This is a genomic window from Halococcus sediminicola (genome assembly GCF_000755245.1).
Classification (GTDB): domain Archaea; phylum Halobacteriota; class Halobacteria; order Halobacteriales; family Halococcaceae; genus Halococcus; species Halococcus sediminicola.
In genome coordinates, this window is the sequence record NZ_BBMP01000026.1 from 84882 (window position 1) to 103267 (window position 18386).

The window sequence follows — 18386 nt, forward strand, 5'->3', positions numbered from 1 at the left end:
GGGATGTGAGCGCCGACAGCGAATTCGTCTTCGAACTCGGGGTGTGTGGCTGGGCCGAGCGCAACTGGCCGCCCGACGGCGAACTCGACCCCGACACCGAAATCGTGGTCGCGCGCCAGCTCGGCACCAAACACCGGCGCTGGGACACGGTGATAATCGAGGCCGACAGGGAGGCACTCGCCCAGCGCGCCCGTTTCGGTACCCGAGCGCTCGACGGCGACCTGCTCCGCGTCGTCAGAAACGCCCCCGAATCATGGACGTGGTATCGGGACGCGCTGCCCGAACCCGATTTCCCGTGGCGATACGTCCGCGAGGCGGTCCATCGAGCCGCCGGTCGCGGGATCGTCGAAACCCGACGGCGGAACAACCGTATCGAACTCCGGTGCAAGTGGCGCTATCCGAACTGGGTCGAGCGGATCGTCGCCATCGAGAACAAACCCGACCTCGACGCGAGCGCCGCGCGCGCCCTCGCGGGTCAGATCGAACGCGACGTCGCGCTCGCGCTCTGCGACGAGGTCTGGGTCGCCACCGCTCGCACGGGAAACTCGGTCGAACCCGTTCTTCTGGAGGACTTCCCCGTCGAGGCGGGCGTTCTGGTGGTCGAGTCGGAGGATTACGATGCCGCGAGCGTCGCGTGGTATCCCCGAACGCTCGCCGCCGGCGAGTCGGGCACGCGCATCACCGAGCGGGCCAGCGGCGACGGGGATGCGGCGACCGTCGAATTCGCTAGCCGCGAGTGGAAGGCCGAGAAACGACTCGCCATCGCCGAACGAGCCTACGGGCGTGGCTGGCGGTCGTACATCGACACGATGCGCCCCGACTGTCGGCATTTCGAACTCCGCAAGTCGGATCGCACCGCCCTGCCGTGGTGTACGGCGAAGGAGAAACGCCAGAGCGCCACCGAGTGTGCGGGCTCCTGTCCGCAGTTCGAACCCGAACCACCCGCGTGGCGATCACGCGGTTGGCCGATCGAGGGCGGTCCCGGGAAAGCGATACGGCGACTGTTGACCGACCGGCGCGAACGCCAGCGACCCAATGAATGACTACTCGTCGAGTGACTCGACGACCACGCTCTCGCGCTCGACGGCCAGCCGGAAGGTCGGCACCGTTTTCTGGATGACCTCGACGACGCCGCGGCGGGCGAGCCCGCGCAGCGCCGAGCGCACGTCCTCGGGCGCGGGGTCGATGTCGTGTGTGTCACGCAGTTTGTGGAGGACCGAGACGACGCTCTCGGCGCGTTCGTCCTCGTCGGCGACGACCGTGAAGACCTGCGCCTGGAGTTCGGGAACCGTCACCGTTCGCGGGCCGTCGCTGTCGGTGTCGGCCCCCACGAGGTCGGCGGCGTCGGCGGTCGCGCAGATCAGACTGTCCTCGTCGCGGTAGTAGAACGCCTTGAGTTCGCCTTCGAGGTACTGGTGGACCTCGCTGCCGCTGTCCATCCCCCAGCGCTCCTCGAGTTCGCCGTTCTTCGTCGGCTGGAGAGCCACCACGTCGGCGAGCCGTTCCCGTGCCTCCTCGGAGAGGGCCATCGGGCGGCGCTATGGCAAGCGGCTATAACTTCTTTCTGGAATCAGGTCACCGTTTCGCGGCTCGCTCTCGCCCCCGTGCGTGCAATACACACTCATCAAAGCAGCAACGTTACAAGCGCCCGGCCCCACGAACGGGTAACATGGGTCGGTACGAGTGTTCCGTTTCCAGTCCGAGCGTATCCATCTCCCCCCATCCATGACGGATGCGAACGCCGGCACCGACGCCGGGCGGCCCACGACCGCCGCGACCGACCGGCCCCGCCTCTCCGTCGAGGAGGCCGGCGACCTCGCTCGGACCGTCATCGGGAACACCGAGGAGGTCATCGTCGGCAGCCACGACGCCATCGAGCACATCGTGACGGCGATGCTCGCGCGCGGACACGTCCTGCTCGAAGACGTTCCTGGGGTTGGGAAGACGATGCTCGCGCGCGCGGTCGCGCGCTCGTTCGAGTGTTCGTTCTCTCGCGTGCAGTTCACGCCCGACCTCTTGCCGTCGGACGTGACCGGGGTGAGCGTCTTCAACCAAAAGACCCGGGAGTTCGAGTTCCGCTCCGGTCCCGTCTTCGCCAACGTCGTGCTCGGCGACGAGATCAATCGCGCCCCACCGAAGACCCAGAGCGCGCTCCTCGAAGCGATGGAGGAGAGCCAAGTCACCGTCGACGGGACGACGCACGCACTCGACGACCCCTTCACCGTGATCGCGACCCAGAACGCCGTCGAGCGCAATCGCACCTACGAACTCCCGATCGCCGAGGTCGACCGGTTCATGAAACGCCTCGAACTCGGCTATCCCGCGCCGGACGACGAGTCGGCGATGCTCGAGGAGGTGGTGGGAACCCACCCGATCGAGACGCTCGAACCGGTCGCCACGCTCGACCAACTCCGGGCCGCACGCGCGACCGTCGCCGAGATCACCGTCGAGGCTCCGGTACGGGAGTACGTCACCGGACTCGCGAATCATACCCGCGAGCGCGCCCAACTCGGGGTGAGTCCGCGCGGCTCGCTCGCCCTGCTCCGTGCCGGACAGGCACGCGCCGCCCTCGACGGCCGGAGCTACGTGCTTCCCGACGACGTCCAGCGCGAGGCGGTGGTGACGCTCGCCCATCGCGTGCGCCCGGTCGCGAACACCGAACAGACGGGTGAGGACGTGATTCGGGCGGCGCTGTCGGCGGTTCGAGTCGGATGAGACCGACGCGCCGTGCGCTCGGGCTCGTCGCGCTCTCCGCGCTCGCGCTCTGGCTCGCCGCCCGCTTCGGCGCGCGCTCGCTGAACGCGCTCGTCGTCCCGGCGCTCGTCGCGCTCGTCGGAGCCGCCGCCCAACTGCTCGTCGCCGACCGTCCCGCCGTCAGGCGACGCCAACCCGCTGCCGGCTTCCCCGGCGACGTCCGAGACGTCGAACTCACCGTCGAGACCGACGACCCGCTCACCGCACGCATCGACGAGCAGGTCGGTGATGGACTCCGCTCCTCGTTCGAGTCGACGACGCTGAGCGTTCCCACGACGGTCGAATACGAAGTCGAACTCGAAGCTCGCGGCGAACACCGACTCGGCCCGCTCGCGCTCACGGTGACGGACGTGTTCGGACTGCTCTCCAAGACCTTCGAGTACCCGAAACGCACGCCCGTGCTCGTCTATCCCCCGATCGAGGACCTCGCAAGTGGGGGCGTTCTCGGCGGTCCCGTCGAACACACCGACCAGCGCGAGCGCTTCGACGAACTCCGCGAGTACGTCCCCGGCGACAGCCTTCGGGACGTGCACTGGAAGTCGAGCGCGAAGCGCGACGACCTCGTGGTGATGGAGTTCGACGGCACACGCGAACTCACTGGAGTGAGTATCGCCGCCGAAGCGACCGCCGGCCACGCCGACGCGATGGCGAGCGCGGCCGCGAGCGTCGCCGTCTCGCTGCTCGATGCCGGTCTCGCCGTTTCGTTGTACTACCCGGACGGTGAAATCGAGCGCGCCGGCGGCGAACCACAGCGCGAGCGGGTGCTGAGCGCGCTCGCGCGGACGGGGGCGGGCCGCGTCGGGCGCGCGGCCGACGTCCGCGTGCTCGCCGACGACCGCGGTACGCGACTCACCGTCGAGGACCGTGAGTTACCGTTCGAGCACGTGGTCGGGGGATCGAGCGCCGTGGCCGACGGCGGCGCGACCGGCGGGGTGCGGTCGTGAGCACGGTGCGTCGGTCGTGGGTCGGCGACGGCTCGCGGCGCGCGCTCGCCCTCGGCGCGGCGGCGCTGCTGATGGCGTCGTATCTCTCGGTACTCGGACACGTCACGGACGTCGCCGGCGGCACCGACAGACTAACCCTGTTCGTCGCCGGCAGCCTGCTCGCGGCGACGCTGCTGGCGCGCTTCCTGCCGGCGTTCCTTGCGCCCGTCCTCGCCGCCGGATTGCTCACGGTCGGTCTCTGGAGCTACGTGCAGGCGGTGCCGAACGGCGAACTACTCCTCCAGTCGTTCGACGTCGTGCGTGCGGACGTGACCGCGCTCTTGACCGGGCTTTCGATACTCCGCATCGCGGAGGCGGGTGTCTGGGCGGTCGGCTTCGCGCCCGCGCCGACGTTCCTGACGTGGTATCTCGCACTCCGGCGGCGCTACGTGGCCAGCGCGCTCGTCGGCGGTGTGGCACTCTCGTTTTTCGTCCTCACCGGCGATGCGGGTCCGGTGGTGGTGCTCGTCGGCGCGGTCGGGGCCGCCGGTGTGATCGGTTTCGGCGACCTCGAACGCCACGGGGGGTCCGTCGGACAGGCCGAGACGCTCGTCGTCGTGCTCGCGGCGATGGTCGTGCTCGCGCCGCTCGTGAGCGTCGTCCCCGGCGGTGCCGCCGACCCGCTCGAATCCTCGGGCGGCGGCGGTACCGAGTCCATCGAGGCGGGACTGCTCGCGGGCGACGACGAGGTGAGTGTGCAAGGATCGATATCGCTCTCGCCGAAAGTCAGGTTCACCGTCGAGAGCAGCCGTGGCGACTACTGGCGTGTGGCGAGCTACGACCGCTACACCGGACAGGGATGGGTCAGAACCGGCGACGACCGGCCGTACAACGGCTCGCTCGCCGGCCCGCCCGGCGACGCGACACGGCTCACCCAGAACTACACGGTCGAGACGCCACTTTCGATCATGCCCGCCGCGTGGAAACCCACCGGCCTCTCGGGTGCCCCGGCCGAGAACGCCCGCGTGAGCGCGCTCGACGGTCTCCAGCCCGGCGGTCGGTTGGACAACGGGACGACCTACACCGTCGAGAGCCAGCGTCCGAACTGGACGGCCGACGAACTGCGCGCGGCCGAGCAGGACTATCCCGAGGGTCTTCGGAGCCGGTACACACAGTTGCCCGAGAGCACGCCCGAGCGCGTCACACGCCGGACAGACCGACTCACCGCGAACGCTGAAAGCCCCTACGAGACGGCGCGGACCATCGAGCGCTGGCTCGAAGGCTCGAAGAACTACTCGCTCAACGTCAGCCGGCCCGACGGAACCATCGCCGACTCGTATCTCTTCGAGATGAGCGCGGGCTACTGCACCTACTACGCGACGACGATGGCGACGATGTTGCGAACTCAAGGTATTCCGGCGCGGTTCGTGACGGGCTATACGCCGGGACAGCGCGTTTCGCCCGACGAGCGGGTGGTCCGCGGTCTCGACAGCCACGCGTGGGTCGAGGTGTACTTCCCCGAGACCGGCTGGGTGCGCTTCGACCCGACGCCGGCCGGACCCCGATCGGCCGTCGAGCGGAGCAACCTCGAAAACGCACGTGCGGGCAACGAATCGAACGTCGACACCAACCGATCGGCGGGCGACGAGTGGACGCCGACGCCCGAACCGACGTCCGCCGACGAAAGCGACGGTGCGACAGGGGCGAACGCCAGCGAATCGGCCGACGCCCGCGGCGTCGAACGACTCGCCGAACAGGAGGGTGCCGAGGCCACGAACGACTCCACGACGACGCCGGCTGGAGGGTCGAGTGCGGGCGGATCGCCGGCCGACGAATCGCCCTCGCTTCCGGAACTCCCGTCACCCTCGCGCGAGCAGGTGGCGTTCGCGCTCGTCGCGCTCGCCGGTCTCGTGGCGGGCGCACGCCGGCTCGGGCTTGACGAACGGTGCTACCGCGCGCTCTGGCTGCGCTACTGGCCGAGCGGGTCGCCGACCGCGACGGTCGAGGGAGCGTTCGAGCGTCTCGAATACCTGCTCGCCGACGAGCACCGTCCCCGACGGAACGGCGAAACCCCGCGGGAGTATCTCGCCGCCATCGGAGCCGACGAGCGCGCCCGACGAGTCGGCGAAATCTTCGAGCGCGCCCACTACGGCGGCACGGTGAGCGAGGCGGACGCCGACGAGGCGCGGGCGCTGGTCGAGAGGCTTCGTGCCGAGCGCACCCCCGTCATCGGCCGCTTTCGGCGTTCGCGCGAGCGTGGTCCCGACAGTATTTAATATGGCCATCTCGTATATCCCAGTGTAATGTCGGAAGTCTGCTCGACGTGCGGCCTGCCCCAGGAACTCTGCGTCTGCGAAGACGTCGCGAGAGAGTCCCAGCAGATCACCATCCGCATCGACGAGCGTAGATACGGAAAAGAGGTAACGATAGTCGAAGGGTTCGACCCACAGGACGTCGATATGAGCAGTTTGTCGTCGGACCTGAAATCGAAGTTCGCCTGTGGTGGCACCATCGAGGACGACGCCATCGAACTCCAGGGCAACCACACGGGTCGCATCGAGGACTTCCTCCGCGACAAGGGCTATAACGTCGCCTAAGTACCTTTTTACTGCGTCGGGTGGCCTCCCTGTGGTCGGCCACTACTCCTTGCAAAAAGCTACGCTAAAAACTTCCCGCTCGCAAACCGCGCGAGCGGTGAACCGCGCTCACTCTGTTCGCGCGGATGCTAACTCTTCCGCATAGCGCCGCAACCGCCACCGCACCCGCACCACCGCCGCGAGCCACCGAAACCCGACGGGTTTTCATCGCCGGCGACTGAGCCACCACCAATGAACGAGGACCTCCGCGAGCGCATCGAACACGAGGCCGAGCGCCACGCCCTGCTCAACGCGGTCAAACACGACGAGGAGGCCGACGTGGGTGCGGTCATCGGGCCACTCATGGGCGAGAATCCCGACTTCCAGAAACACGGCGACGAGGTGCCGGGCGTGGTCGCCCCCGTCGTCGCGCAGGTGAACGAACTCGACGCCGAGGGCCGCCAAAAACGCCTTGAAGCGCTCGCACCCGACCTGCTCGCCGACCTCGAAACCGACGACGCGGGCGACGACCACCCCCTACCGGACCTGCCGGATGCCGAGGAGGGCGAGGTCCGGATGCGGCTGGCACCCAATCCCAATGGTCCGTGGCATCTCGGTAGCGCCCGCATGCCCGCCGTCATCGGCACCTACAAGGACCGGTACGACGGCTGGATGTGCTGCCGATTCGACGATACGGATCCCGAGACCAAACGCCCCGACCTCGCTGCCTACGACGCCATCACTGAGGCCATCGACTATCTCGGCTTCGAACCCGACGAAGTGGTGCGGGCCTCCGACCGGATGGAGACCTACTACGAGCACGCACGCGAACTCATCGCGTTGGGTGGCGCGTACACCTGTTCGTGTCCGGCCGGCGAGTTCTCCGAACTGAAGAACGCGGGCGAGGTCTGTCCCCATCGGGGGAAAGCGCCCGAAACGACGCGCGAGGAGTTCGACGCGATGGTCGCCGGCGAGTACGACGCCGGTGAGATGGTCCTGCGGGTGCGCACCGACATCGAGCACAAGAACCCCGCACTCCGGGACTGGGTCGCCTTCCGGATGGTCGATACGCCGCACCCCAGAGAAGAAGCCAGCGAGTACCGCTGCTGGCCCCTTCTGGATTTTCAGTCGGGTATCGACGACCACCTGTTCGGTATAACACATATCATTCGGGGTATCGACCTCCAAGACTCCGCCAAGCGCCAGCGGTTCCTCTATGACTACTTCGACTGGGCGTATCCCGAAGTCGTCCACTGGGGCCACATCCAACTCGACGCCTACGACGTGAAGATGAGTACCTCGACCATCAAGGAACTCATCGAGGCGGGCGAACTCGACGGCTGGGACGACCCGCGCGCGCCGACCGTCGCCAGCCTCCGCCGGCGCGGGATTCGAGGGGATGCCATCACCGCGGCGATGGTATCGCTGGGAACCTCGACGAGCAACGTCGATCTGGCGATGAGTGCGGTCTACGCCGAAAACCGCGAGCGCATCGACGAGGAAACCGACCGCGCCTTCTTCGTTCGGGATGGGGTCGAGAAGGTGGTGATGGGCGGTCCGGAGATGGGTGAACCGCCGGTCCATCCCAACCACGAGGAGCGCGGCGTCCGCGAGATTCCGGTCGAAGGGGCGGTGCTGGTCGAACCCGGCGACGTGCCCGCGAACGGCCAGCGCGTCTGGCTAAAGGGATACGGCTGTGTGCGCCACACGCGCGACGCTTTCGAATTCGTCGGCACCGACATCGATGTCGTCCGCGAGGAGGGCGTGCCCGTGGTACACTGGGTGCCGGCCGACGACAACCGCAGAGTCCGCTTACGAACGATGGATGGCGACGTCGAGGGTCGTGCCGAACCCGGCATCGCCGAGCGGAACTCCGACGAAATGGTGCAGTTCGAGCGCGTCGGCTTCGCCCGTATCGACCGACAGGAAGAGGGCGAGACCGTCGCGTACTACGCCCATCCCTGAACACGCGTCCGTTTCCAGCCGGGCGACCGTGTTCGGTCGAAGATTTAAGTAGACTCCTGTCGTGGGCTTCGATAGCGATGGCCATAGACCCTGAATTCGAACAGAACCGCGAGACGGTGGACGAACACGAGGGCCACGACGTTTGGGGTCCCGTCGAGGAACCCGAGCAGTTGGGGATTCATGGGACCCACGTCGCGGTGGATTTCGACATCTGCATCGCCGACGGCGCGTGCCTGGAGGACTGCCCGGTGGACGTCTTCGAGTGGGTCGATTCGCCCGACCACCCCGAAAGCGAGATCAAGGCCGACCCGACCCACGAGGCCCAGTGTATCGACTGCATGCTCTGTGTCGACGTCTGTCCGGTGGACGCCATCGACGTCGATGCGGGTCGGGCGGGCCGAACGTAGCCCGATACCGGCAAAAATACACGGAAGACCAATACAATAATAGTCGGCGCGAGCCTATGCCAGAGAGAGCCACACAGGTGACCCACTACCAATGCATTCAGTCGTTCTGACCAAAGGCGTACCCGATTTCCGCGAGGGACAGGTAGCGTTCGACGAGGACGGTCATCTCGAACGGGGCAACACCCCGACGGTGATGAACCCGAACGACAAACACGCGCTGCGGACGGCGCTCCAGACGAAGGTCCGTCACGGAGGCCAGTTGAGCGTGATGAGCATGGGACCACCGGGCTACGGTGACGTGCTCGGCGAGGCGATGGAATCGGTCTACGCCGACGACCTCTATCTCCTCTCGGACCGCGAACTCGCGGCCTCGGACACGTGGGCGACGGCCATCACGCTCGCCACGGGATTGCAGAAACTCGACGAAACCCCCGATCTCGTCTTTGCGGGCTTCAAGACCGCCGACGGCGAGACCGGCCACACGGGTCCGCAGGCGTGCTGGTGTCTCGACTGGCCCATCATCACGCACGTGGTCGCGCTCGACGTCGACGAGGATGAAGAGACGGTGCGGGCGAAACGACTCGTCGAGGGCGACATCGAGGAGATCGAAACCGTCGAAGCGCCGATGCCGGCGTTCATCGTCGCCGATCCCGAATTCGAACCCACCTATCGGAAGGCCGCCCATCGACTCACCCTGAAGGACCTCCGAGCGGAGACGAAAGAACGCGCCGAAAACCACGAGGAACTCATGACGACGTGGAACCACGAGGACCTGAACCTCGACCCGGACTACATCGGGCTGGACGGCTCGCCGACCATCGTTTCGTCGGTCGACCCGATTCCGAAAGCGCCCGCCGAGCGCGAGGCGACGATGGTCGATCCCGGTGATGGCGAGGGGATGGGCGAGGTGTTCGACGCGATGGAACCGTTCGCAGGCGGGCGAACAGGGGCGGCGGGTGACTGACTCATGACTGATGATATCGACCCCGGCGAGCACACTGTCGAACAGTTGCAGGACGAGTTGGCGAACATCGACAGCCCGCGCGAACTCGAAGGGTTGCTCGACGCCGAAAAGGACGGCGAGCAGCGACAATCGGCCCAAGAGGCGATTCGCGCCCGGATGCGCGCGGTGAGCACCGACGAGGACACGGCAATCGAGGAAGGGACCGAAACTGAAGGCGAGTATCGCGAGTCGGCCGACGAAATCGAGGGCGAAGCGGACGAAGGGGAAGGCAGTGCGGACGAGACCGGAGACCTCGCCCTCGATCCGGGTGAGTACGACATCGCGGAGTTCGGTCCGGCGATCAAAGACATCGACGACCCCGCCGAACTTGAGGCGATTCTCGACGCCGAACAAAGCGGTGAGAACAGGGACAACGTCAAAACGCTCGTCGAAAGTCGCATCGAGAAGGTGAGCGAAAGCGACGCCGACGAGGACGACGACATCGACCCGACCGACCTCTCGACGGCCGAACTCGGCAACGCCCTCCAGGGCATCGACGACATCGAGCGCTTGCAAGACGTTCTCGACGCCGAACAGGGCGGCGAGGGCCGGAGTGCGGCGACGAACCTGATTCAAAAACGCATCGAGTCGGTGCAGGAAAATGAGGAACCCGAGGAAATCGAGGTCATACCCCCTGAAGAGAAACACCCTGACCTCGACCACCCGACGGCGGACAAACAGTACGTCAAAGCGCTCGAGGATGGTATTTATCGGGACATGTGGGTCTACTGTGAGACACAGGCGGGCGACCTCATCGACGTCTCGAAGGAGATGCTCGGGAAGGCCCGCGAGTTGATGGATACCTACAACGACGACTACGGGGTCTCCGCGAGCGAAGCGAGCGGAGGCTCGGAAGACGAGCAGAGCGAGTCTTCCGGCGCCGACGAGCGTGTGGTGGCCGTCCTCATCGGTAGCGACGTCGAAAAACACGCCGCGGACGTCATCGCCTACGGGGCTGACGTGGTGGTGTATCACGAAGACGACAGATTGGATAGATTCCAGCACAAACCCTACACCGAACTGTTCTGTGACATGGCGCGCGCGGGTGCGACCCCCGGCGAGAGCCGCGGGAGCGAAGCGGAGGTCGACTGGCGCGACTACGACGAACCCCGCTATACGGTGTTTCCGGCGACGAACAACGGGCGAGACCTCTCGGCGCTCGCACAGGGCGAACTCGATTCGGGGCTGGCCTCGGACTGTTCTGACCTCTACATCGAGGAGGCGATGATCTCGAACCCCGCGAAGACGGGTCGGCCGGGCGCGAAAAAGGAGTTCGAGCGCGTGCTCCACATGAAGCGCCCGGACTTCTCGGGGTTCGAGTATTCGACCATCCTCTGTCTCGACAACCCGACGAGAGAATTTCACCCACAGGGCGCGTCGGTGATCCCGGGGAGTTTCGACCTGCCGGAGCCCGATCACGACCGGGAAGGTGAAGTGATCGAACACGACCTCGAACTGGACGAGGAGTGGCTTCGAGTCTCCGTGACCGACCACGACCGACTGGACGAGGGCGTCGACCTCACCGGTCACGACGTGGTGGTGGCGATGGGCCGGGGCATCGGCGACGATCCCACCGAGGGGATGGAACTCGGCATCGAACTCACCGAAACCTTCGACGACGCCGGACTCGGCGTCTCGCGTGGGATCGTCACCGGTTCGTACGAGTTCGACGGCCACGTCGAGCGCTACACCGCCGAGGAGCGCCAGATCGGCGAGACCGGACAGGTCGTTGAACCCGATCTCTACATCGCCGCTGGGATTTCGGGGGCCGTCCAGCACAAAGTCGGGATGGACAACTCGGGCACTATCGTCGCCATCAACACCGACCCCGACGCGCGCATCCGGGACTTCTCGGATTACTTCGTCGAGGGCGACCTCTTCGAGGTACTTCCGGAACTCACGGCGGCGCTGAAGGCGGGCGAACTGAGCAGCGACGAGATCGCGGCCGATGGAGGGAACAACGATGACTGAGAACTACGAACACTACGAGGCGGTGGTGGTCGGCGCGGGACCGGGCGGCGCGGCGGCGGCCGCGACGCTCGCACGCAACGGCGTCGAAACCGTGGTACTGGAGCGCGGCGTCGATGCCGGCGCGAAGAACGTTTCGGGGGGACTCATCTACGCCGAGGAGTCCGCACCGTACACCATCGATGGGCTCCTACCGGGCTTTCGCGAACACGCGACCGAACGCCCGGTGACGGACTACTACATCCACAACATCGCCGGCGAGAAGGTCAAGACCTTCGACATCACACGGGGTCACGAGCAGGACACCGAGTGGGCCGATGCAGTCCTGCGCCGGAAGATGGACTCGTGGATGGCAGAGCAGGTCCACGAACTCACCCGCGAGACTGGCGGTGGCCTGCTCACTGAAGTGACGGTCGATGGGTTGCTGCGAGAGAACGGCGAGATCGTTGGCGTCACCTGCGAGGAACTCGACCCCATCAGAGCCGACTTCGTCGTGGCCGCCGACGGCGTGAACTCCGAACTCGCCCGGGAGGCGGGGTTGATGGACTGGGAGGAACCTGACGAGTGGTTCCAGGGTGTCAAAGCGGTCGTCGACATGCCCGGCGACGTCATCGACGAGCGCTTCGACATCGCCGAGGACGAAGGCGAGGCGCACCTCTTCTCGGGCGACCTCTACGACGATGTTCGTGGCGGGGGCTTCCTCTACACCAACGAAGATTCCCTCTCGATCGGGAACGTCTTCCACCTCGACAGCATCGTCGCGGAGGGCGCGGAGGTCCAGGACCTGCTCGACGCACTTCTGACGCACCCGCTGCTCGCCCAGTGGCTCGGTGACGAGTACGACGAACGGGAGTATTCGGCCAAACTCGTCCCCGACTCGAAGAAGGCCGCCAACCCCTCGCCCCACGAGGGCCGACTCGTCCTGGTGGGAGATGCGGCCGGGCAGATGCAGGCACAGGGCCCCATCATCAAGGGGATGAACCATGCGGTGACGGCCGGTGCACTCGCCGCGGAGGCGTTCGTCGAGGCGCGCTCGCGCGGAAAGCCCGACTCGGCGGGCAAGCGCTACGAGCAGCGCCTGCACGACGAGGGCGTGATGGGCAAACTCCGCCCCACCCGCTACGAGGTGGCGAGCGCGGTCGGCGAGAACGACACGGCCACCCGCATCGCCGAGCGCGCACTCGATTCCTCGCTCGGGCACGTCGGCATGCGCGTCGCCGACAGGGGCGGCCTGCTCGGGCGGGCCTACGGCTCGCCGTATCTGGCGACGATGATGCCCGACACGAAGACGCCGTACGTCTCCTTACCCACTGCCATCGCCGAAACGCTCGGAACGGAAATCGACGCCGTGAACGATATCGAACCCCCGAGTCTCGAAGAGCGCATCGGTGAGTTGACCTACGACACCGACGTGGGCAACCCACATATCACGCTTGACGACAACTCCTTCGAAGCGAGCGGCGCGGCCGTGACGGCCTGTCCGGTGAGCGCCGCGGACTTCGGCGGCGGCTGCTATCGCGAGGAGACCGTCCAATCGAACGGCGACGAAAAGCGCGTCGTGAGCCTCGACACCCAGCCCTGCGTCGAGTGTGGTACCTGCGCCGTCGTCGCCGACACGCAGTGGGAACATCCCCGTGGCGGGAAGGGCGTCGAGTTCCGCGACGGATAGATGACGTCGGGCTATCGGGACCGAATCGAGACCCTCGCCGCGCGGGCCGCCAACGATCGAGAGACGTTCGACCCACCCTCGAACCCCCCGGACGAGGAGCGCGCGATGGGATTTCTTCGGGAAGGTCTCGGGCCGCTGGTGGCGCTGTATCTCGAAGCCCGAACGGCCGACTGGGACGTCGAGTTTTCGGGCGCGGAGTTGGAGAAGTTTCACCGCGCGACGAACGACTGGCTCGCGCTGTACACGCAGTGTTACGGGGTCACGATGGACCCCGACACGACCATCAGGAAGGCCGCCGAAGTCCTCATCGAGACGCACAACATCCGCGACACCGCACAGCTACTGACGCAGGTGCCGCCGCGCGAGTCCTGATCTCAGTCCCGTGCGCGCCAGCGCCCGCCGAGTTCCGTTCGGTCGTAGTCGTCGAACGCGCCGTCGATGAAGACCGTCACGCGACCGTTCTCCTCGCTGAGCGTGACGGTTGCGACCACGTCGTCGCGCAGCGAGGTGTCGAGCGCGCTCATGTGGCGCGACCCCATCCAGTCGGCGTAGGCCATCGGACCGCCGTTTCGCTCTTCGAGCGCCGCTCGACTGGGGTCTTTGAGTCGGACCATCCGTTCTTGGAGCACGCCGTCGATGCTCGCGACGACCGCGCCGTCCATGCGCTGAGCGGTCGCCCTCGCCGCCGTGTGGAACGCCTCGATGTCGCCGAAGACGCTCGCACAGCGCTCGACCGGCCAGCGGTTCGCCCCCATCGGATCGGCGTACTCCTCGACCGAAGTGCCCGAAACGACGGCCAGATAGAAGCCGGGACCGCTGACGTGTGGCTCGCCCCAGCGGTCGAACTCCAGACTGATGGCTTCGAGACAGTAGCGCACGATGTCGACCAGTTCCTCGACGCGCCGATGGTGGGCGTACGCGATGGTGAGTTCGTCGCGCTCGCGCTCGGCGCGCTCGTCGTGTACCGGGCGTTCGTCGCCCCGGACGTCGTCTACTGGAACCATCGGCGAAGCGAGTAGCGGGCCCGTGAGGATAGCCCTTCGTTGCGTTTCGCTATCAGTACCGTGTCCTCGGCCGCGCGCGCCACCTCCTCGGGAATCGCACCGAAGACGAACTGCTGGAGCACGCCCTCGCGGGTCGCGCCGATGACGGTCATGTCGTGTGCACCCGACCGGTCGGTGATGGCGTCGAGCACGTCGTCGTCCTCGACGACGGTGGTCTCGACCGTGACGCCGTGCTCTTCGAGGCGCGTCGCGGTCTCCTCGGCGCGCTCGCGTGCGTCGTCGGCGTCGCCGTTCGGTGGGACGACCCGAAACACCTCCGCGTGCGCACCCGTTGCCCGACAGACCGCCCGGCATATCTCGGCGCTGAGGTCGGCGTGTGGGCCGCCGGCGGTCGGCAGCAACACCGACTCGAGGTCGCCGGTCGCATCCGAACCGAGGCGCTCGACGAGGACGTCGCAGTCGGCCTCGGCCGCTATCGTGTCGACGACGCTGCCGAAGACGATTTCGCGGCGGCGCGACCCTCGTGATCCCCAGCCCATGAGCACGGCATCCGTATCGTACTGTGTGATAGTGTTGAGGATGGCCGATTCGACGTCGTGGCTGATGCGGATCGTCGCGCTGATCGGGACCTCGGTGTCGTGGGCCTCGATCGTCCCGTGGAGGTCGTCGCTCTCGTCGGCATCGACCTCTATTTCGGGACCCGTGTCCGCCCCGCCGTCGGCCCTCGTGTTCAGGGCTCGCCGGAGCACCTCGCGCTCCTCGTCGACGTACTCGCTGCCGCGCGACAGCGGCGTCTGTTCCGGCACCTCGACCACGCTCATCGCGAGCACCTCCGCACCCCGGTCGGCGGCGACGTCGGCAGCCGTCCGGAGGAGCTGGTCGACGTTCTCGGGGTTGGCGATCGGCACGAGCACCTGTTCGTCGCGGTCGGTCGGACTCCGCTGGGAGACTACTGTGGGTGTCTCGCGTTCGATCTCCTCGGTCGACGGCGAGCGTCCCTTCCACGCGAGCCAGAAGGCGACGCCGATCCCCTCCACGATGAGTCCGAAGATCACGGTTCGAAGGCCGAGACTCGCCATCAGGACGACGTTCAACACCGCCCCGAGCGCCGGGACCCACGGGACGAGCGGGACCGTGAACCCACGGTCGAGGTCGGGGAACTTCCGTCGGGAGGCGATCAGCGCGACGTTGACGACCGCGAACCCAGCGAGTAACAGGACGTTGGCGACGCTCGTGACGCCTTCGAGACCGAGATGCACGCCGAACAGGGGGAAGCCAGCCAGCGCGTGAATGGCGCTCGCCTCGCCGCTGCCCGGTGCTTCGCCGAAGACGAACGTGAACAGCAGGATGAACACTAAAATGAACCCGCCGGTGAGCAACACCGACTTGTAGGGGGTACCGTAGTCGGGGTGGAGCTCCTCGAACTGTTTGGGCAGGTGGCCCCGGCGGGCGAGCGCGAGCTTCACTCGCGAGCCGGCGAGGATGGTGGCGTTGGCCGCGCTGATCATCGAGAACAGCGCGCCGCCGATGATGACGTAGAAGCCGGCGGAGCCGAGGTAGTACTGGGCGGCGTACGCCATCGAGACCTCGCCGTTCTGGGCGACGTACTGTGTCGGACTCAGCCCGCCGAGGTCGGTGTTCGACGCCAGAAACGAGAGGAACTGGCCGTCGTTGATCGCGACGACGATGACGACGACGACCAGCGCGTAGAAGCCGATGACGACGAGCATGCTGATGTAGAGCGCGCGCGGAATGGTCGTTCCGGGCTCCTTGATCTCGTCGGCGTTGGTCGCGATCGCCGAGAAACCGACGAACGTGATGAACACGAGCGCGCTCGTCGAGCCGATGCCGACGATGTTGCCGACGTTGTCCGCGAACGACGTCACCACGACGTCGGCCTGGAACGCCTGGAGTCCGCCGTAGAGAAACAGCACCAACAACAGGAGCTTGGCCGCGGTGACGACGATCTGGAACTGGCTCGACTCCTCGCTCCCCCGGCTGTTGATGAACACGAGGAGACCGAGCACCGCGACCCCCGGCAGCCAGTACGGGATCGACTGCGGGATTCCTACTAACGGGTAGATGAATCGGTAGAACCAATCGGAGAAACTCGCCAGATAGAACGCCGCGCTCGCCGGGTAACCGACGATCATCGTCCAGCCCATGATGTACGTCCAGTTGGATTTGAACGTCTCGAAGACGTACATGTAGCCGCCGCCGCTCTCGAAGTATACCGAGGAGAACTCGGCGTAGGCTGCCGCGGTGAGCGCGGCGATGAGCGCCGCGAGGACGAACGAGAGGATGGCCGCCGTACCGACGTTCGAGACCGCGAGGCCCGAGAGCACGAAGATGCCCGCGGCGATCATCGTCCCGATGCCGATGGCGAGCGCCCCTAAGAGGCCGATGTTGCGGTCGAGTTCCGTCGAGACGTCGTCGGAGTCGGCGGCTGCCGCGTCACTCATTGTATCCGAAGGTATGCCGTCAGCCGTTTCAGTGACTCCCTTTCAGAGGCCGGCAACCCCCACGAGCCGGCGGCCGTGCTCCGTTCACCGCCCGTATCGGAACCCGGCGTTCGTATCAAATATCCGAAATCGCGGTCAACAGTTAAGTAACGTGGTGTGCTACCGACGGCCATGCAAGTATCGGAGGCGTTCGAGTTCACCCATGAGGACCGCAAGAGCATCTATCAGTGTATCGAGAACAGCGACGGTCCGATCAGCGCCGAGGAAGTCCGTGAGTCGCTCCGGCTCGATCCGAGCGGCTTTCGCCACCACGTCGCCATCCTGAAGCGCGACGGGTTGGTTGAGGAGCGCGGCGGGCGACTCCGGGCGACCTTCGAGGGCAGCGACGAGGCCGACGAGGAAACCTTCGACGCCGAGGGACTGTCGTTCACCATCCGACCGGCCATCGAGACCGACCGATCGGGACTCGTCGGGGTGATCCGACAGGTCGCCGGCGGCAAGACCTATACGGTGGCCGAAAGCGTCGCCGACATTATCGACCACGAGGAGACCGTCGTCCAGAGCTCTCCCGTGCGCTCGCGGATGTTCTTCGTCGCCACCGTCAGTGACGAGGTAGTGGGTTGGATCCATCTCGAATCCCCCGAACTGGAGAAACTCTCCCATACGGCCGAACTCACGCTCGGGGTGCTGGAGGAGTATCAGGGCCACGGCATCGGCGGCCACCTGCTCGACCGCGGGTTGGACTGGGCCGAGGAGAAAGGATACGAAAAACTCTACAACTCGATCCCTTCGACCAACGAGGACGCAATCGATTTCTTCGAGGCCCACGGTGGCGAGATCGAGGCGGTCCGTGAGGACCACTACAAGTACGAGGGTGAGTACATCGACGAGGTGATGACAGCGCTCGAACCCTAACTCACTCCCAGTTCTCGCCCGCGCCCGAAAGCGGCTCGGCGACGATTCCGTCCTGCTGGACGAGCGCGCGGGCGTGGGCCGTACAGACCTCTCGGTTCGCGTCCCACGGAACGTGCAATCTGACCGCCGCCGGCCGTTCACAGCCGTCCTCAGCACACGCGGCCATATTCGCCGTTTGAAGCCAGCCCATACAACTGTTGTCCTCAGAGGAGAATGACGACCACGAGCGCGACGAGCATCGTCACCGTCACGAGCAGTTGGACGACCGTCGAGGCGAGCACCCCGACGGCAGCGTAGAGCGCCGCCCGCAGGCTCCGTTCGGGGTCGCGATGGCGGTAGAACTCGACGACGAACACGGTGCCGGCGACGCCGAGGACGATGCCGAGCGGGCCGGCGACGAAGAAGAGGACGATGCCGACGAGCGCCGCGAGCAGCGTCGTAACCGTCGACGCGCCGCCCGCGCGCGCCGACACCGCCCCGCCGAAATAGTCGGCGGCGAGCGCGAGCATGCCCAATATCGTGAGCGCGGCGAGCAACACCGAGCCCGGCTCCGCATAGCCACTCCACCACCAGTAGAGGTAGATGCCGACCAGCGAGGTCAGCGTCCCCGGCACCAGCGGCACGACGCTACCGACGACGCCGAGGACGGCCAATCCGATCGCCACGAGAACGACGATATCGACCATACGCCGCGTGCGGGACTGACGGGGTTAAATACGGCGGGAGCGCACGCCCGGTAG

17 protein-coding genes are annotated in these 18386 nt (G+C 66.4%); 12 read left to right on the forward strand and 5 right to left on the reverse strand.

Features of this window, described 5'->3' with window-relative positions; all coding sequences use genetic code 11:
- The first annotated feature begins 5 nt into the window (after positions 1-5).
- Positions 6-1043 (forward strand): DUF5787 family protein, encoded by a 1038-nt coding sequence (locus tag ACP97_RS16860; protein WP_049999007.1) that lies wholly within the window; start codon positions 6-8, stop codon positions 1041-1043.
- On the opposite strand, the gene ACP97_RS16865 is transcribed toward ACP97_RS16860, so the two are convergent.
- Entirely contained in the window at positions 1044-1529 is a 486-nt protein-coding gene (locus ACP97_RS16865; protein ID WP_049999008.1) for a DUF5797 family protein, read from the reverse strand.
- Between the two features lie 196 nt (positions 1530-1725).
- Here ACP97_RS16865 and ACP97_RS16870 point away from each other — a divergent pair, with 196 nt between their 5' ends.
- The 10 genes from ACP97_RS16870 (at position 1726) to ACP97_RS16915 (ending at position 13637) form a co-directional block, all read left to right on the forward strand.
- Complete coding sequence (locus ACP97_RS16870; protein WP_049999009.1) at positions 1726-2715, forward strand: AAA family ATPase; 990 nt, start codon at positions 1726-1728, stop codon at positions 2713-2715.
- Complete coding sequence (locus ACP97_RS16875; protein ID WP_049999010.1) at positions 2712-3698, forward strand: DUF58 domain-containing protein; 987 nt, start codon at positions 2712-2714, stop codon at positions 3696-3698. The genes ACP97_RS16870 and ACP97_RS16875 overlap by 4 nt, the downstream gene beginning before the upstream one ends.
- Entirely contained in the window at positions 3695-5953 is a 2259-nt protein-coding gene (locus ACP97_RS16880; protein ID WP_049999011.1) for a transglutaminaseTgpA domain-containing protein, read from the forward strand. The genes ACP97_RS16875 and ACP97_RS16880 overlap by 4 nt, the downstream gene beginning before the upstream one ends.
- Before the next feature lie 27 nt (positions 5954-5980).
- On the forward strand, positions 5981-6274 hold the full coding sequence (gene yciH, locus ACP97_RS16885; RefSeq protein ID WP_049999012.1) for a stress response translation initiation inhibitor YciH: 294 nt from the start codon (positions 5981-5983) through the stop codon (positions 6272-6274).
- Positions 6275-6505: 231 nt separating this feature from the next.
- Positions 6506-8218, forward strand: coding sequence for a glutamate--tRNA ligase (locus tag ACP97_RS16890; protein ID WP_049999013.1), 1713 nt, complete (start codon positions 6506-6508; stop codon positions 8216-8218).
- A 77-nt stretch (positions 8219-8295) separates the two neighbouring features.
- Positions 8296-8625, forward strand: coding sequence for a 4Fe-4S dicluster domain-containing protein (locus tag ACP97_RS16895; protein WP_007742457.1), 330 nt, complete (start codon positions 8296-8298; stop codon positions 8623-8625).
- Positions 8626-8716: 91 nt separating this feature from the next.
- Positions 8717-9589: an electron transfer flavoprotein subunit beta/FixA family protein gene (locus ACP97_RS16900; protein ID WP_049999014.1), complete on the forward strand. Its 873-nt coding sequence runs from the start codon at positions 8717-8719 to the stop codon at positions 9587-9589.
- Between the two features lie 3 nt (positions 9590-9592).
- Positions 9593-11599, forward strand: a complete 2007-nt coding sequence (locus ACP97_RS16905) for an electron transfer flavoprotein subunit alpha/FixB family protein (RefSeq protein ID WP_237561227.1) — start codon at positions 9593-9595, stop codon at positions 11597-11599.
- Positions 11592-13265, forward strand: a complete 1674-nt coding sequence (locus ACP97_RS16910; RefSeq protein WP_049999254.1) for an FAD-dependent monooxygenase — start codon at positions 11592-11594, stop codon at positions 13263-13265. The genes ACP97_RS16905 and ACP97_RS16910 overlap by 8 nt, the downstream gene beginning before the upstream one ends.
- A complete protein-coding gene (locus tag ACP97_RS16915; protein WP_049999015.1) occupies positions 13266-13637 on the forward strand; it encodes a hypothetical protein in 372 nt (123 codons plus the stop codon).
- Positions 13638-13639: 2 nt separating this feature from the next.
- On the opposite strand, the gene ACP97_RS16920 is transcribed toward ACP97_RS16915, so the two are convergent.
- Both ACP97_RS16920 and ACP97_RS16925 read right to left on the reverse strand, forming a co-directional pair.
- Positions 13640-14269, reverse strand: coding sequence for a diadenylate cyclase (locus ACP97_RS16920; protein WP_202593653.1), 630 nt, complete (start codon positions 14267-14269; stop codon positions 13640-13642).
- The gene (locus tag ACP97_RS16925) at positions 14257-16731 is read right to left on the reverse strand and encodes an amino acid permease (protein ID WP_049999016.1); all 2475 of its coding nucleotides are present in this window, start codon (positions 16729-16731) and stop codon (positions 14257-14259) included. Before ACP97_RS16925 ends, ACP97_RS16920 begins: the two co-directional genes overlap by 13 nt.
- A 171-nt stretch (positions 16732-16902) precedes the next feature.
- Between ACP97_RS16925 and ACP97_RS16930 the strand changes: the two genes are divergently transcribed.
- Positions 16903-17646 (forward strand): GNAT family N-acetyltransferase, encoded by a 744-nt coding sequence (locus tag ACP97_RS16930; RefSeq protein WP_049999017.1) that lies wholly within the window; start codon positions 16903-16905, stop codon positions 17644-17646.
- 1 nt (position 17647) lies between these two features.
- Here ACP97_RS16930 and ACP97_RS20575 read toward each other — a convergent pair whose 3' ends face one another.
- Both ACP97_RS20575 and ACP97_RS16935 read right to left on the reverse strand, forming a co-directional pair.
- Positions 17648-17812: a hypothetical protein gene (locus ACP97_RS20575; RefSeq protein ID WP_202593654.1), complete on the reverse strand. Its 165-nt coding sequence runs from the start codon at positions 17810-17812 to the stop codon at positions 17648-17650.
- A gap of 37 nt (positions 17813-17849) precedes the next feature.
- A complete protein-coding gene (locus ACP97_RS16935) occupies positions 17850-18332 on the reverse strand; it encodes a DUF456 domain-containing protein (RefSeq protein ID WP_049999018.1) in 483 nt (160 codons plus the stop codon).
- Positions 18333-18386 lie beyond the last annotated feature (54 nt).

Bases quoted from the DNA above. Each gene is read 5' to 3' on its own strand.
- ACP97_RS16865 (WP_049999008.1), bottom strand. From the start codon at position 1,529: ATGGCCCTCTCCGAGGAGGCACGGGAACGGCTCGCCGACGTGGTGGCT.
- ACP97_RS16870 (WP_049999009.1), top strand. From the start codon at position 1,726: ATGACGGATGCGAACGCCGGCACCGACGCCGGGCGGCCCACGACCGCC.
- ACP97_RS16875 (WP_049999010.1), top strand. From the start codon at position 2,712: ATGAGACCGACGCGCCGTGCGCTCGGGCTCGTCGCGCTCTCCGCGCTC.
- yciH (WP_049999012.1), top strand. From the start codon at position 5,981: ATGTCGGAAGTCTGCTCGACGTGCGGCCTGCCCCAGGAACTCTGCGTC.
- ACP97_RS16890 (WP_049999013.1), top strand. From the start codon at position 6,506: ATGAACGAGGACCTCCGCGAGCGCATCGAACACGAGGCCGAGCGCCAC.
- ACP97_RS16895 (WP_007742457.1), top strand. From the start codon at position 8,296: ATGGCCATAGACCCTGAATTCGAACAGAACCGCGAGACGGTGGACGAA.
- ACP97_RS16900 (WP_049999014.1), top strand. From the start codon at position 8,717: ATGCATTCAGTCGTTCTGACCAAAGGCGTACCCGATTTCCGCGAGGGA.
- ACP97_RS16905 (WP_237561227.1), top strand. From the start codon at position 9,593: ATGACTGATGATATCGACCCCGGCGAGCACACTGTCGAACAGTTGCAG.
- ACP97_RS16910 (WP_049999254.1), top strand. From the start codon at position 11,592: ATGACTGAGAACTACGAACACTACGAGGCGGTGGTGGTCGGCGCGGGA.
- ACP97_RS16915 (WP_049999015.1), top strand. From the start codon at position 13,266: ATGACGTCGGGCTATCGGGACCGAATCGAGACCCTCGCCGCGCGGGCC.
- ACP97_RS16920 (WP_202593653.1), bottom strand. From the start codon at position 14,269: ATGGTTCCAGTAGACGACGTCCGGGGCGACGAACGCCCGGTACACGAC.
- ACP97_RS16925 (WP_049999016.1), bottom strand. From the start codon at position 16,731: ATGAGTGACGCGGCAGCCGCCGACTCCGACGACGTCTCGACGGAACTC.
- ACP97_RS16930 (WP_049999017.1), top strand. From the start codon at position 16,903: ATGCAAGTATCGGAGGCGTTCGAGTTCACCCATGAGGACCGCAAGAGC.
- ACP97_RS20575 (WP_202593654.1), bottom strand. From the start codon at position 17,812: ATGGCCGCGTGTGCTGAGGACGGCTGTGAACGGCCGGCGGCGGTCAGA.
- ACP97_RS16935 (WP_049999018.1), bottom strand. From the start codon at position 18,332: ATGGTCGATATCGTCGTTCTCGTGGCGATCGGATTGGCCGTCCTCGGC.